Source organism: Haliscomenobacter sp. (assembly GCF_965225875.1).
Classification (GTDB): Bacteria; Bacteroidota; Bacteroidia; order Chitinophagales; family Saprospiraceae; genus Haliscomenobacter.
Genome location: NZ_CBDDBS010000002.1, coordinates 3,263,130 through 3,277,510, shown reverse-complemented (window position 1 = coordinate 3,277,510; position 14,381 = coordinate 3,263,130). Strand labels below are relative to the sequence as shown.

The following is a 14,381-nucleotide window of genomic DNA, read 5'->3' as shown; positions in this document are numbered from 1 at the left end:
AAGATAACATTTTTTTATCAATTGTGTCAATTCTAGGTAAAATACACCTAAAAAAAAGACAAATGAGAAAAAAAATCAAGTACACCTTGTTTGGTTCAGATAATTTATATTACCTTGTGCTAAGTTTTGACAAAGTATCCTAATGCAAATGTTTCCGGTTGTGTGCCGGAGATCCCGTTATCCAAAATTTGTTACGTTCGTTTGGCACACCTGAGGTGTGACCAAGCGTGAAGCTCGGTTGCACTCGCTGAAGTACAGATATTTTCTGATCTTACAAATGCGGGCAACGTGAAAAGGGCAATTTTTACAACTTTAGTTTTGGCAGGTTTTTTCCTGCAGATGAACGCACAGCAGATTCTGTTCGTGAAGAAGGGAGCACAAGGTAATGGCTCATCTTGGAGTCAGGCTTTTGGTGACCTTCAACAAGCTTTGCAAGTTGCAAAGCCAGGAACAAAAATCTGGGTGGCTGCTGGTGTTTATACACCTTCGCAGACTGGCAATCGGAATGCATCGTTTGTAATCAACGAGGGCATTACACTACTTGGAGGTTTCGTAGGCAACGAAACATCTGAGCAAAATCGCAATTGGGAATCCTACCCAACTGTACTTTCCGGCAATATTGGTGACATCAATTCCGCTGAAGACAATTCTTTTAATGTGGTTTACACACGGAATGTTTCTCAAGTAACTGTTGATGGCTTCTTCATCTGCCACGGAAATGCTTCAAACTCCAATGAAAAAGAGCAGGAAGGACACCGCACCAGCACTGGAGCGGCCTGGTACAATGAAGCTTCTGCAGGTACTCATGCAGTACAAATCAAAAACTGTACTTTTCAGGACAACAAATCCAACTATGCAGCAGGCATTTACAACCTTGCTACTACTGGCGCAGTAAATGGATCAGAAATCACAAACTGCAAGTTCTTCCAAAACAATGCCCAAGTTGAAGGTGGAGCAGTAATGAACGTAGGCAATGGTGGTACCTGCAATGTAAAAGTTGAAGGTTGCATTTTGAAAGATAACTTCGCTTTGTACGGTGGTGCGTTTTTCAGCCGGGCGATCAATAATGGCTTGAATCAGTCATTGATCCGTTCCAATACACTACAAAACAATAGCGCATACATCGATGGTGCAGATTTTTTCACCAATCGTGACAATTCCAGCGTTAACAGATCTGTGTTTTCCGGAAATGTATCTTCAAATTCTCCAACTCAATCAAATATTTTGGATGAAGTAAAAATGACTCCTAATACTGTTACAAGAATGAGACCTTCTAGTTCCAACCGCCACTAATTGCTCGCAGTGCCGCCGCAGGAAGATCTAAGATATTGACACCTAAACTAATCAATAGAGGGCCAGTACGATTCAACGTCTGGCCCTCACCATTTTTATCACTTCCCTTATTTTAAGTGCTTACCGCACCACAACATTTTTCTCCTTCAAATATCCTTTCAAATCTGGAATAGCTATTTCATTAAAGTGAAAAATGCTCGCAGCAAGTCCCGCATCGGCTTTCCCTGTAGTAAAAACATCGTAAAAATGTTCCATATTGCCCGCACCTCCGGAAGCGATGACTGGAATAGACAACAATTCGGAAATATGGGCGGTAGCCTCCAGTGCAAAACCCGCTTTAGTACCATCGTGATCCATGGAGGTAAACAGGATCTCTCCTGCTCCGCGCGATTCAGCTTCTTTCACCCAATCAAATAGGCGAATCTCCGTGGGAATACGTCCACCATTCAGGTGTACGATCCATTCGCCGTCAATCTGACGGGCATCAACGGCCAGAACTACAAACTGGTTACCAAAATTCAGCGCCAATTCATCGATCAATTCAGGGCGGCGTACTGCAGCAGAGTTGATTGACACTTTATCGGCTCCGGCGGCCAGCATGGCATCCGCATCGTCAATAGAGGTAATGCCACCACCAATGGTGAAAGGTATATTAAGGTGTCGGGCAATGGATCGTGCCAGTTCCGACATGGTTTTGCGCTTTTCATGAGTCGCTGTAATGTCCAAAAACACCAGCTCATCAGCTCCTTTTTCACTGTAAGCCGCGCCGAGTTCCACTGGATCACCGGCATCCCGCAGATTGACAAAATTAACCCCTTTGACGGTTCGCCCATCTTTGATATCGAGGCAGGGAATGATTCGTTTAGCTAGCATAGGTCTTAGGCGTTAAAGGCCATTAAATCATTTAAACTGATCTTGTTTTCGTAGATTGCCTTGCCGATAATGGCCCCATAGCAACCAATTTCCCGCAAGCGTTCCAGTTCTTTCAGGGTAGTTACTCCGCCACTGGCAATGAGTTTGAGTTCGGGAAGCTCTTCCCTGATGCGTTGGTAGGTATCAATGGCACTTCCTTGCAACAACCCATCTTTGGATACATCTGTAGAAATGCTGTATTGGACACCTTTGCTGATGTAGTCTTGCAAAAAAGCAAACAATTCCAATTGGCTTTGCTCCTGCCACCCACTTACAGCAATGTTCCCATCTTTAAAATCAGCCCCCAAAATGATGCGCTCCCCGCCGTATACTTTGAGCCAATCCAGGAACAATTCTGGTTCTTTTACCGCTACTGTGCCTCCTGTCACTTGTTGGGCACCCGATTCGAAAGCGATGCGCAAGTCTTCATGCGCCTTGAGGCCTCCACCAAAGTCGATGGTCAATTTGGTGGCCCCGGCAATCCGTTCCAGTACTCGATAATTGATGATGCGTTTGGCTTTGGCTCCATCCAAATCGACGAGGTGCAGGCGCTGCAACCCGGCATCTTCAAATTGTTTGGCTACCTCCAGGGGGTCTTCATTGTAGACCGTTTTTTGGGCGTAATCACCCTGGGTAAGGCGTACACATTTGCCTTCAATTATATCTATCGCGGGAATGATTTGCATGAGAATGGTTTTGTTTGGGTTTGATTGTCCGGATTCCCTCTCTCTGGAGCTTAGGTTATAGACTCAAAAAGTTACGGAGGATCGTCTCCCCCACTTTTCCCGATTTTTCAACGTGGAACTGGGTCGCGTAAAAATTGTCTTTGTGCAAACCCGCACTAAAGGGCAGGGTATATTCACTCAATGCGCTGGTGTACGGCCCCTGTTCTACGTAGTAGCTGTGAACGTAGTACACGTATTCGCCGCTGAGTTCGGGTATAAAAATTTCATCCGCACAACGTGACAATGAATTCCAACCCATATGGGGTACTTTCTCCCCATTGACCGGGATAAACTTTCTGACTCGTTGTGGAATGACACCCAGGCAAGGGGTGTCGTTTTCCTCCGAATGAGCACAAAGCAACTGCATGCCTACACAGATGGCCAAAGTTGGCTGAGTCAGGCTTTTGATGACCTCATCCAGGCCACGTTCGCGTAAAAAGTGCATGGTGGTGCTGGCTTCTCCAACGCCAGGAAAGATGACTTTTTCGGCGGCACGGATTTGGGCATGGTCATCGGTGAGGATGGCCGGGGCGCCTAGTCGCTCCAGAGCGAAGAGGACGGATTGGACGTTGCCAGCGTTGTAGTCGATTACGGCGATCATAGCTACTCTTTTTCCCACGACTAAAGTCATGGGTTCTTTTTTATGGTTGCCTCCCACGGATAAATCCGTGGGTTGGCGTAGTTTCTAGGGAATGAAAGACCATCACACCCACACTTTCACACATCACACCCACACCCATTCTCGTGGGTTGGCTTACAAAACACCTTTGGTAGAAGGCAGTTCCTGGCTGTTTACATCTCGTTTCACGGCCATCTTGATGGCTTTCGCTACAGCTTTGAATGTAGCTTCGATTTTGTGGTGTTCGTTTTCGCCCTCGGCTTTGATGTTAAGGTTGCAAAGGGCGGTATCACTGAAAGACTTGAAAAAGTGGTAAAACATCTCGGTAGGCATTTGACCGACCTTTTCCCGACGATACTCAGCACTCCAAACCAGCCAGGGACGGCCACTAAAGTCGATGGCAGCGGTAGCCAGGCAGTCGTCCATGGGTAGAATGCAAGACCCGTAGCGTTCCATTCCCCGCTTATCACCTACCGCCTGGCGGAAAGCTTCACCGAGGGCAATAGCTGTATCTTCTATGGTGTGGTGTTCATCGATGTGCAAATCGCCTTGTACCCGTACCTCCAGATTGGCCCCGCTATGTTTGGCCAATTGATCCAGCATGTGGTCAAAAAAGCCCAGCCCGGTGTGATTGTTGTACTGCCCCTGACCATCCAAATCAAGCTTTACCAGTACATCCGTTTCTTTGGTCACCCGGTGCACTTTTCCAGTGCGTTGACGGCCTTTGAGGAAGCGGTAAATTTCGCCCCAATCGGTGGAGTTCAGGGCGATCACCTCCTGCAAACTCCGCGCATCGTTGTTGATTTCGTCGGCGCCCAACTGGGGGTCGGTTACCATCCAAATCGCTTTAGCCCCCAGGTTTTTGGCCAATTGTACATCGGTAATGCGGTCGCCGATTACAAAAGAATTGGCCAGGTCCACACTTCCATCCATGTAATGGGTCAGAAGGGCAGTGCCAGGTTTACGAGTGGGCTTATTTTCATGGGGGAAAGTACGATCGATGACCTCTTCGGCAAAAATAATGCCTTCATTGCGAAAGGCTTTCATGATCGCATTGTGGGCAGGCCAAAAAGTATCTTCGGGATAAGAATTGGTACCCAGACCATCCTGATTGGTGACCATAACCAATTCATAATCCAACTCCTGCACAATTTTGGCCAGGTATTGAAAAACGAGGGGGTAAAACTCCACTTTATCCAAAGCGTCCACCTGATAATCGTGGGGTTCTAAAACCAGGGTTCCATCCCGGTCAATGAAGAGTACTTTTTTCATGGCCTCTTGTTCAAAGCAGTTAACAATGCATCGTTTTCTTCGGGACGCCCCACGGTGATGCGCAGGCTTCCGGCACAGAGGTGTACCGAGTTGCGGTTGCGCACGATGATCCCTTCTTCTACCAAATATTGATAGGTGCCGTTGGGATCATCCATTTTCACCAGGATAAAATTGGCATCCGAAGGGAATATTTTTTCAACAAACTTCAATTCACCCAATCCATTGATCAAACGTTCACGTTCATTCAGCAGGGTCGATAGCAATTGGCGGTAATCATCCTGGCTGGTTTCCAGTGCCTCCAAGGCAATTTGCTGGGTTAGTTGATTGATGTTGTAAGGCGGCTTCACCTTATTAAACAACTGAATGATTTCAGTCGAAGCAAAAGCCATACCCAAACGAATGCCCGCCATACCCCAGGCTTTGGAGAATGTTTGTAAAATGATCAGGTTGGGAAATTCAGCCAACAATGAGGTACAACTGGCTTGATTGGAAAAATCGATGTAAGCTTCATCTACTACCACAATGCCTTTGAATTGCGCGCAAAGGCTGCGAATGCGCTCCAATTCTACATCGTTGCCCGTTGGGTTGTTGGGGCTACAAATGAACAGAATTTTGGAATGTTCATCCGCCGCCGCCAAAATGGCCTCAACATCAGGCTGAAAATCCGGGGTGAGCGATACACTTCGAATGCCCACATCGGCAATATCGGCTGAAACCTGATACATGCCATAGGTAGGTGGCAAAATCAGGATGTGGTCCTGGCGGGGTTCACAAAAAATCCGTACCACGAGGTCAATGGCTTCATCGCTGCCATTGCCCAGAAAAATTTGCTCGGCAGGTACAGCCTTTAATTGGCTGATCGCTGCTTTGAGTTTCCATTGCAAGGGATCGGGATAGCGGTTGAGCCCGGTTTCAAAGGGGTTTTCGTTGGCATCGAGGAAAACCTCGGCCTTACCTTTGAATTCGCTGCGCGCCGACGAATAGGGCACCAGTTTACGGATATTGGGACGAACCAAATTGGCTATTTCCATTGTTGCTATTTTTGGCTTTTCATCTTTTCCAATCGAATACTCACCGCCCGTTGGTGTGCGACCAGCTCTTCCGCTATCGCCATAGTCTCCACGGTTGGACCGATGTTTTTTAAACCCTCCTCCGTCAAACGCTGGAAAGTGATTTTTTTGACAAAAGAATCCAAAGATACCCCGCTGTAGGCCCGGGCATAACCATTGGTGGGCAAGGTGTGGTTGGTTCCCGAGGCGTAATCACCTACCGATTCAGGGGTGTAATTCCCGATGAAAACCGAACCCGCATTTTGAACTTGATCTGCAAAAGCCTCAGCGTCTTCCATGGCCAGGATCAAGTGCTCGGGTGCATAATCGTTGATCAAAGTCAAAGCTTCTGCGGGGGTGTTTACCAAAACCGCTACACTGTTTTCCAATGCCTTGCGGGTGATTTCTGCCCGAGGTAGCAATGCAACCTGGCGTTCTACCTCTTGCAAAATCGCTTCCAGCAATTCAGCCTTAAGCGCCAATAACACCACCTGACTATCTATTCCATGTTCCGCTTGGGCCAATAAATCAGCGGCAACAAAGGCGGGATCAGCTTGGGCATCTGCACAAACCAGGACTTCGGATGGGCCTGCAGGCATGTCAATGGCGACTGTTTCCCGGCTAACCAGTTGTTTGGCCGCAGTCACGTATTGATTGCCAGGGCCAAAAATTTTGTATACCCCTGGAATACTTTCCGTACCGTAAGCCAAAGCCCCAATCGCTTGTACACCGCCAGCCTTAAAGATTTTGGTGACCCCAACTGTTTGGGCTGCATACAAAATGGCAGGGTGTATTTTGCCGGCTTGGTTGGGTGGAGAACACAAGATGATCTCTTTACAACCTGCCAATTTAGCCGGTACGCCTAGCATCAATACAGTAGAAAAAAGTGGTGCGGTGCCCCCAGGAATGTACAAGCCCACTTTATCAATCCCCACGTTTTTGCGCCAGCAAAACACCCCAGGCATGGTTTCTACCACTTCCGGCTGGCTCTGTTGGCGGGCATGAAAGGTTTCGATGTTGCTCTTGGCGGTTTGAATGGCTGCTTTCAAAGCTGGGTCAAGCAAAGCTTCTGCCTCTGCTAATTCTGTTGCGCTTACTCCCAGATAATCCAGCTTCACTTTGTCAAAACGTTGGGTGTACTCTTTCACCGCAGTATCTCCACGCTCACGGATGTCTTGGAGGATTTGCCCCACAATGGCGTCCAAATTGGCGGCAGTCATCGCTGGCCGCGCCAATAAAGATGGAGTAGAGATGATATCTTGATAGGTGTAACTTTTCATATTTGCTTAAATTCCATAATATCTGAAGCCACTGATTGCTAACTGCTCATAACTGATGGCTAAAGAATCATCTTCTGAATTGGAATAATCAAAATCCCCTGCGCACCCACCGCCTTAAGCTGGTCGATGATTTCCCAAAACCGATCTTCGCTGATTACGGTATGTACACTGCTCCAACCTTCGGCGGCTAGCGGCACTACTGTTGGGCTTTTCATGCCGGGCAAGATATTGATGATGGCCTCCAGGGCTTCGTTCGGCGCATTCATCAGTAGGTACTTGTTATTGCGGGCGGCTAGAACAGATTTAAAGCGGAAGAGTAATTTATCCAGCAATTCGCGGGCTTCGGGCTTCATGTTGCGGCTGGCAAAAATGGCTGCTTCAGATTTAAGCAGCACTTCTTTTTCTTCCAGGCCATTCATAAATAAGGTGTTGCCCGAGCTAACCAGGTCACAAATTGCGTCAGCCAAACCAATATTTGGGGCAATTTCTACCGATCCGGCAATTTCATGGATTTCCGCCTGGATGTTTTGCTTTTTCAAAAAGGCGCGGAGCGTATTGGGATAAGAGGTGGCAATTTTTTTACCCTGCATCCAATTGATGCCCGTATAAATGGTGCCTTTCGGAACTGCCAGCGAGAGTCGGCAGCGGGCAAACCCCAGGGGAAGCACTTCCTCCAGGTCTTTTTCTTTTTCAGTCACCGTATTTTGTCCCAAAATCGCTACATCGGCAACTCCGTCGGCGACGTACTGGGGGATATCTGAATTGCGGAGAAAAAACAACTCCATCGGAAAACCAGAGGCGGATACTTTGAGTTGATCGCGGCCATTATCGACCCGCACCCCACATTCTCGCAGCATTTCCAGCGAGTCCTCTTGCAGGCGCCCGGATTTCTGCACGGCAATTTTGAGTTTGGTTGACATCGTGTTTTGTGCTTGGGAGCGGTGAAAAAACAACTTATTTCTTCATCGTCCTTTGTTTGGATAATTTGGGACAAAAAAAAAGAGGTCTACCGACAAATGGTAGACCTCTTTTGAGATTTAATACTGACTTAACGCAGCATACTCATCAGCCATTTGCCTTACGAGGGTAAGCCATGATGATGATGAGTATGTGCGAAAACAGTATTCATAAAGTATAAATGGTGGTGCGGGCAGGAATTGAACCAGCGACACCAGGATTTTCAGTCCTGTGCTCTACCAACTGAGCTACCACACCATGTAAAGAACTTGCCCTTTTTCGAAGGCGTGCGCAAATATACAGCGATGTTTTTCTTTTATCCAAACGGCTGCATCACTTTTTTCAAAAAAAAACACAAGTAGGCCACTAAAAGTTCCCTTGAACTGGATTATGCGTCTCAATAGTTGTAATTTTATCACTCAAAATCATTTAGTCATGAGCGAATTCGAACAAGTTGTCAAAGAAGGTGCCCAAAGCATTGGTAAAAAACTCCGCCGCCTCCTTTTGTGGGCTTTGTTGCTGGTTTTTGTCGGTTTACTGGGTTATATATTTGTTTATTGCAATTTTACCTTGAGTAAAGGAACCACTAGTGGCACTTTGACCAACGTCACGTACAAAGGTATTTTGTTCAAAACGCACGAAGGAAACCTGAATACAGGGACCATCACTTTGAACCCCAACATTGCGCCGGATAGCAAAACCCAGGCGATGAATGGCTGGAATTTTTCTGTACCAAATGCTGAAGTAGCCCAAAAACTGGATGAGTTGCAAGGCCAAAGAGTCAAACTTTTTTACCGTAAAAAAGTAAAAGCGCTGCCTTGGCAAGGCAAAACCAACTATCTGGTTTACGACGTTAAAAAGCTCTAAGTGGACATTTTACGGGGCTTGTTCCTGATTTTTGTGTTTTGGGCGCTGGGTGAAACCACCTCCCAACTGGCAAGGCTACCTATACCTGGTGCTGTGATCGGCATGCTGGCATTGTGGGTAGCCTTGCAATTGAAATGGGTTTCGTACGCCTCGGTACAAACCACTGCCAAAGGCTTTTTAGGCATCATGGGGGTGTTTTTTGTGCCGCCTAGTCTGGGCATTTTGTTGCACGCCGAACGGATGTTGCAATACGGCTGGAAACTAGCACTCCTGGTAGTCTTCACTTCCGCACTCAGCGGATTGACTACTGTTTTGGTATTCAAACTGCTGAATCGATGAATCTTTTTCGTGAACCCGCCTTGATGATTGGTCTCACCCTGGGTGCTTACTTGTGGGGGCAACAGCTTTTTTTGAAATACCGCAAATCCTGGCTGAATCCGGTTTTGGTAGCCATTATCCTGATTGCAATTGTACTACAAATTGGTCGGGCAAAAGTGGAAGACTATCTGGAAGCTACCCGCTCCCTGGTGTTTATGCTTTCGCCCACAGTCATTTGTCTTGCTCTGATTTTGTACGAACAAACGGCAGCCTTGAAAAAAAAGGCATTGTCCATTGTTGTAGCGGTTTGTGCGGGTGGCCTGGTCAATGTAGTAGTGGGGGTATATCTGAGCCGTTGGCTGGAATTGCCCGAGCCCTTTGTACAAGCAATGTCTACCAAAGCCGTTACTACGCCGATTGCGCTGGAGTTGAGCAAAGCCCTTGGAGGTGAAGCTTCACTGACTGTAGCCTTTGTATTGCTAAGTGGAATCATGGGGGCAGTGTGGGGTTTGCCTTTTCTGCGCAGGGTAGGCGTAAAGGATGAAATGGCCAGGGGTTTGGCAATTGGCACCGTTTCGCATGGCATCGGCACGGCCAGAGCGCAGCAAGAAAGCGACCTAATGGCGGCAGCTGCAGCCCTGGCAATGGCTTTAAATGGCCTATTTACCGCTTTTTATTTGCCGTATTTGTACTTTTGGCTCTGATGTGTATTTGGGTGGCCACACCGATGGAAAGGGCAACCACGTAGGGTTGCCCCAACAGGGTTGCCCGTAAGAAAATGGATGATATGAATTTGTACCAAAACCTGCTGAAACCCCTGCTTTTTCGCATTGCGCCTGAACGGGCGCACCACCTCACGGTTGCTTTGCTCAAACTGGGCTTGGCGATACCTGGCCTGAGCGGCTCTTTACGCAAAGCGTATCAAGTTGACGATGCCCGGCTTGAGCGGCATTTTTTGGGTTTAAAATTCAAAAATCCGGTGGGTTTGGCGGCTGGGTTTGACAAAGATGGTCGGCATTACCACGCGATGGCAGCGCTGGGTTTTGGTTTTGTGGAATTAGGAACGGTAACCCCGAAACCGCAAGATGGCAATCCCCTGCCCCGTTTGTTTCGACTCCCGACCGATGAGGCCTTGATCAACCGCATGGGCTTCAACAATGCCGGGGTGGATGCTTTGGTGGAACAGCTTAAAAAGCCCCGCCCGGCTGGATTGATCATTGGTGGAAACATTGGCAAAAACAAATCGACCCCCAACGAACTGGCCATCAACGATTACCTCTATTGCTTTGAGCGCCTCTTTCCCTTTGTGGATTATTTTGTGGTCAACGTGAGTTCGCCCAACACCCCGGATTTAAGGGCCTTGCAAGACAAAGAACCCTTGATGCAGCTCTTGTCCACTTTACAAAAAAAGAACCACGATTACCGCGTCCCTACCCCCATTCTGCTCAAAATAGCGCCGGATTTGAACGAAAAACAACTGGACGACATCCTGGAAATTGTACAAGAAACAGCCATTGCCGGGGTGATTGCGACAAATACCACCATCAGCCGGGAAGGACTGGTCGCTGGCCCGATTGAACTGGAAGAAATTGGTGCAGGCGGCTTGAGTGGTCAACCATTGCGGGAACGCTCAACCGAGGTGATTCGGTATTTGTATGAAAAATCGGGTAAAAAATTGTTCATCATAGGCGTGGGAGGAATCGCCTCCGCACGGGACGCACAGGAAAAATTTGAAGCTGGGGCCTCACTGGTGCAAGTGTATTCGGGGTTGGTGTACGCAGGTCCAGAATTGGTTAAGGAAATTTGTGAGGGGATTTTAGTAGGGTAGCAATGTTGTAGGTAAAATTTAGTAAATTCCCTAATTAGTATGACGCAAAAAATTACTTCCCAATTTTTTTTGAGGCTTTTGAATAGGAAGCTCACTTGAAATGAAGCGTTCGACTTCCTATTCAAAACCCAAAATCGGAAAGTTAATTTTTCTGCGTACTCAATCAAGTCCTTATGAAAACAGCACTCCTCCTGATCAGCCTGAGCCTTTGTGGCATCCTGGCCACGGCTCAGCAACCCTTCGTCGCCAATATGGACGAAAGTAAGGTCGGCAACTTTACCCTTCCCAATCCGCTCCAAAAACCGGATGGCACCATCGTCAAAAACAAAAAGGCCTGGGAAAAGCAGCGCCTGTACTGGCTGGATCAATTCCAAAAAGTGATGTATGGAAAAATGCCCGGCAAAAAACTTCCTCAAAGCAGCCAACTGGTTTCACGAACCGAAATTATGGGCGGCAAAGCCATTCAATACATCTGGACGCTTACGTTTGCAGGAAAACACAGCGTCACCGTTTTAGGCGTTTTACCCAATAAAGCTGGCAAAGTCCCAGTGTTTTTGGGTCTCAACTTTTGTGGTAACCAAACCACCAGCACCGAGCCCAGCATTCCGATTTTTGAAAAATATGTCATTTGCAACGAAGCTGGTCAATTCAAAAACAACCTCGGACAAGCTGAATCCCGAGGGGTTTGGGCCTCGCGCTGGCAATTTGAAAAAGTGATCGCTGCGGGTTATGGAAGCATCACCGTGGCTTGTGGTGACTTTGAAGAGGATTTGCCAACGGGCTATCAAAAAGGTATCCGCAGCACTTTGGCGGATCAGCTGGGCTTGAAAGCCGAAGAATGGTCCTGCATTGGCGCCTGGGCCTGGGGCCTCAGTCGTACCGCCGATTTTCTGGAAACCCTCCCACAGGTAGATGCAAAAAAAATCATCGTCCACGGCCACTCCCGGCTGGGCAAAGCCGCCTTGTGGGCGGGTGCCAACGATCAACGCTTTGCCGCTATTATCTCCAATGAATCCGGCGAAGGCGGTGCCGCACTGAGCCGCAGGAATTATGGGGAAAACCTATGGCGCATCACCAGCAGTTTCCCTCACTGGTTTCTAAACACTTATAAGGATTATGCTTACAAGGAAAATGACTTACCTTTTGACCAACACATTTTAATGAGTCTGTTGGCTCCGCGCCCCTTGTATGTGGCTAGCGCGATGGGTGATCAGTGGTCGGACCCACGCGGGGAGTTTTTGGGCGCACAAAATACCGAGGCGGTGTATCAGTTGTATGGGAAAACGGGGCTGGGCACAGTGGCTTTTCCGGGGCTGAACAATCCGGTGGGGCAACAAGTGAGGTACCATATTCGGGAAGGGAAGCATGATATGACGGATTATGATTGGGGGGAGTATTTGAGGTTTGTGGGGGAAGTGGTGAAGCCTGACAAAAATCACCCCCAATATTGAGTAATTTTTCTACTCATTTTTCCTTATCTTTGCGTATCCAAACATTCGAAGTCCACTTCAATGATCGAAGCCCTTATTTCCTCCAAGACCAGAATCAAGCTGCTGTTGAAATTTTTCCTCAACAGCAACACTACCGCCTATTTGCGGGGTTTGGAAAGCGAGTTTGGTGAGTCCACCAATGCCATTCGGCTGGAATTGAACAACCTGGAGCAAGCTGGCATGCTCGTATCGGAACTCAGTGGCAATAAAAAAATCTTCCGCGCCAACACCCAGCATCCCCTTTTTCGGGAAGTCAATACCATTTTGATGAAGTACCTGGGTTTGGATCAAATCATCGAAAATGTAGTTAAACGCCTCGGCGAGGTGGAAAAGGTGTTCCTCACCGGAGATTTTGCCCGGGGTTTGGACAGTGCCATCATTGATTTGATATTCGTGGGCAATATTGATCAGCATTATTTGTTGCAACTGATTGAAAAAGTAGAAACCCTAGTCAAACGCCGCATTCGTTACATCATTTATACCCCCTGCGAATATGCAGGGCTGGTCAAGAGTCAGATAGGGGTAGAACCCCTGCTGCTCTGGTCCGATCTGGATTAAATATAGTAGGCGCATGAATAAAGAAGTACTCATCATCGGAGGCGGAATTGTCGGCCTCGCCACTGCCTGGCGGCTGCTGGAAGCGCGACCAGACCTAAAGGTGACCGTGCTTGAAAAAGAGCAGGAGCTGGCCACACACCAAACCGGGCACAACAGCGGCGTCATCCATTCTGGCATTTATTACCGCCCCGGCACCTTACGTGCGCGCAACTGCATGGAGGGATACGGCGAGTTGTTGCGCTTTGCTGACGAACACAAGATTCCCTACGATATCTGCGGCAAGGTGATTGTCGCCACCCGCCGAGAAGAATTGCCCCAACTGGATCGGATTCTAGGGCATGGCATACAAAACGGCCTTACTGGCATCCGCCGCATCAGTGCTGAAGAAACCCGCGAGCACGAACCCCACGTCAATGTGATTGAATCCCTTTGGGTGCCTCAGGCGGGCATCATCAACTACCGCAAGGTGGCCCATAAATACGCCGAATTGATCCAGGCCAAAGGAGCTACCATCCGCAAAGGATTTAAGGTGGAATCGATCCAACGCAATGATAAGGAGATCATCGTGCGCAGCCAAAATGACGAAGTACGCGGAGAATTATTGATCAGTTGCGCCGGATTGTACGCCGATAAGGTGGCCAAAATGACCGGGCAACAAATCAAAGGAGTACAAATCATTCCCTTCCGTGGTGAATATTACGAGTTGAAGCCAGAAAGGCAATATTTGGTCAACAACTTGATTTATCCGGTACCCAACCCTGAGTTTCCTTTCCTGGGCGTACACTATACCCGCATGATCGAGGGGGGAATTGAAGCTGGGCCTAATGCAGTTCTGGCCTTCCGTAGAGAAGGTTATAGCCGTTGGGACATCAACGTAGGCGAGTTGGCCGAAACCTTGGTTTACCCCGGTTTTTTGCGGCTGGCCGCCAAACACTGGCGTTATGGCCTGGGCGAAATGCAACGCTCCTACTCCAAAGCTGCCTTTGTCAAAGCCTTGCAACACCTGATTCCCGAAGTGGGTTTTGACGACCTGCAACGTGGAGGTTCCGGTGTACGCGCCATGGCCTGCGACCTTGAAGGCAAATTGATTGACGAATTCCTCATTTTTGAGGACCACAATATCATTAATGTATGCAGCGCTCCCTCTCCAGCTGCCACCGCCAGTTTGGCGATTGGTAAGACGATTGCGGGCAAAGCGCTGGCAAAGGTTTAA

At 48.1% G+C, this 14,381-nt stretch carries 15 protein-coding genes and 1 tRNA gene; 8 read left to right on the top strand and 8 right to left on the bottom strand.

All coding sequences use genetic code 11. The annotated features are described in order from the left end of the window. Positions 1-288: 288 nt before the first annotated feature. Positions 289-1,293, top strand: coding sequence for a hypothetical protein (locus ACO08K_RS15770; RefSeq protein WP_421797365.1), 1,005 nt, complete (start codon positions 289-291; stop codon positions 1,291-1,293). A gap of 120 nt (positions 1,294-1,413) precedes the next feature. On the opposite strand, the gene hisF is transcribed toward ACO08K_RS15770, so the two are convergent. The 8 genes from hisF to ACO08K_RS15730 form a co-directional block, all read right to left on the bottom strand. Beyond that, positions 1,414-2,166 carry an imidazole glycerol phosphate synthase subunit HisF gene (gene hisF / locus ACO08K_RS15765; RefSeq protein ID WP_421797364.1) on the bottom strand — a complete coding sequence of 251 codons (753 nt, stop codon included), beginning with the start codon at positions 2,164-2,166 and terminating at the stop codon, positions 1,414-1,416. Between the two features lie 5 nt (positions 2,167-2,171). Further along, complete coding sequence (gene hisA, locus ACO08K_RS15760; protein WP_421797363.1) at positions 2,172-2,891, bottom strand: 1-(5-phosphoribosyl)-5-[(5-phosphoribosylamino)methylideneamino]imidazole-4-carboxamide isomerase; 720 nt, start codon at positions 2,889-2,891, stop codon at positions 2,172-2,174. Positions 2,892-2,946: 55 nt separating this feature from the next. Further along, positions 2,947-3,561 carry an imidazole glycerol phosphate synthase subunit HisH gene (hisH, locus tag ACO08K_RS15755; RefSeq protein ID WP_421797362.1) on the bottom strand — a complete coding sequence of 205 codons (615 nt, stop codon included), beginning with the start codon at positions 3,559-3,561 and terminating at the stop codon, positions 2,947-2,949. A gap of 123 nt (positions 3,562-3,684) precedes the next feature. Continuing rightward, positions 3,685-4,821 carry a bifunctional histidinol-phosphatase/imidazoleglycerol-phosphate dehydratase HisB gene (gene hisB / locus ACO08K_RS15750; protein WP_421797361.1) on the bottom strand — a complete coding sequence of 379 codons (1,137 nt, stop codon included), beginning with the start codon at positions 4,819-4,821 and terminating at the stop codon, positions 3,685-3,687. Then, positions 4,818-5,852, bottom strand: coding sequence for a histidinol-phosphate transaminase (hisC, locus tag ACO08K_RS15745; protein ID WP_421797360.1), 1,035 nt, complete (start codon positions 5,850-5,852; stop codon positions 4,818-4,820). Before hisC ends, hisB begins: the two co-directional genes overlap by 4 nt. A gap of 5 nt (positions 5,853-5,857) precedes the next feature. Further along, positions 5,858-7,150, bottom strand: a complete 1,293-nt coding sequence (gene hisD / locus ACO08K_RS15740; protein ID WP_421797359.1) for a histidinol dehydrogenase — start codon at positions 7,148-7,150, stop codon at positions 5,858-5,860. Positions 7,151-7,209: 59 nt separating this feature from the next. Next, complete coding sequence (gene hisG, locus ACO08K_RS15735; RefSeq protein WP_421797358.1) at positions 7,210-8,070, bottom strand: ATP phosphoribosyltransferase; 861 nt, start codon at positions 8,068-8,070, stop codon at positions 7,210-7,212. 219 nt (positions 8,071-8,289) lie between these two features. Next, a tRNA-Phe gene (locus ACO08K_RS15730) sits at positions 8,290-8,365 on the bottom strand. A gap of 177 nt (positions 8,366-8,542) precedes the next feature. Between ACO08K_RS15730 and ACO08K_RS15725 the strand changes: the two genes are divergently transcribed. From ACO08K_RS15725 to lhgO, 7 genes are all read left to right on the top strand, one after another. Continuing rightward, positions 8,543-8,974: a hypothetical protein gene (locus ACO08K_RS15725; RefSeq protein ID WP_421797357.1), complete on the top strand. Its 432-nt coding sequence runs from the start codon at positions 8,543-8,545 to the stop codon at positions 8,972-8,974. Further along, positions 8,975-9,313: a CidA/LrgA family protein gene (locus ACO08K_RS15720; RefSeq protein WP_421797356.1), complete on the top strand. Its 339-nt coding sequence runs from the start codon at positions 8,975-8,977 to the stop codon at positions 9,311-9,313. It abuts the gene before it with no gap. Beyond that, a complete protein-coding gene (locus tag ACO08K_RS15715; RefSeq protein ID WP_421797355.1) occupies positions 9,310-9,996 on the top strand; it encodes an LrgB family protein in 687 nt (228 codons plus the stop codon). The genes ACO08K_RS15720 and ACO08K_RS15715 overlap by 4 nt, the downstream gene beginning before the upstream one ends. Before the next feature lie 83 nt (positions 9,997-10,079). Next, entirely contained in the window at positions 10,080-11,120 is a 1,041-nt protein-coding gene (locus ACO08K_RS15710) for a quinone-dependent dihydroorotate dehydrogenase (protein ID WP_421797354.1), read from the top strand. A 173-nt stretch (positions 11,121-11,293) separates the two neighbouring features. Beyond that, entirely contained in the window at positions 11,294-12,571 is a 1,278-nt protein-coding gene (locus tag ACO08K_RS15705; protein ID WP_421797353.1) for an acetylxylan esterase, read from the top strand. Positions 12,572-12,631: 60 nt separating this feature from the next. Further along, complete coding sequence (locus ACO08K_RS15700) at positions 12,632-13,168, top strand: ArsR family transcriptional regulator (RefSeq protein ID WP_421797352.1); 537 nt, start codon at positions 12,632-12,634, stop codon at positions 13,166-13,168. A 13-nt stretch (positions 13,169-13,181) separates the two neighbouring features. Next, positions 13,182-14,381: an L-2-hydroxyglutarate oxidase gene (gene lhgO, locus ACO08K_RS15695; protein ID WP_421797351.1), complete on the top strand. Its 1,200-nt coding sequence runs from the start codon at positions 13,182-13,184 to the stop codon at positions 14,379-14,381.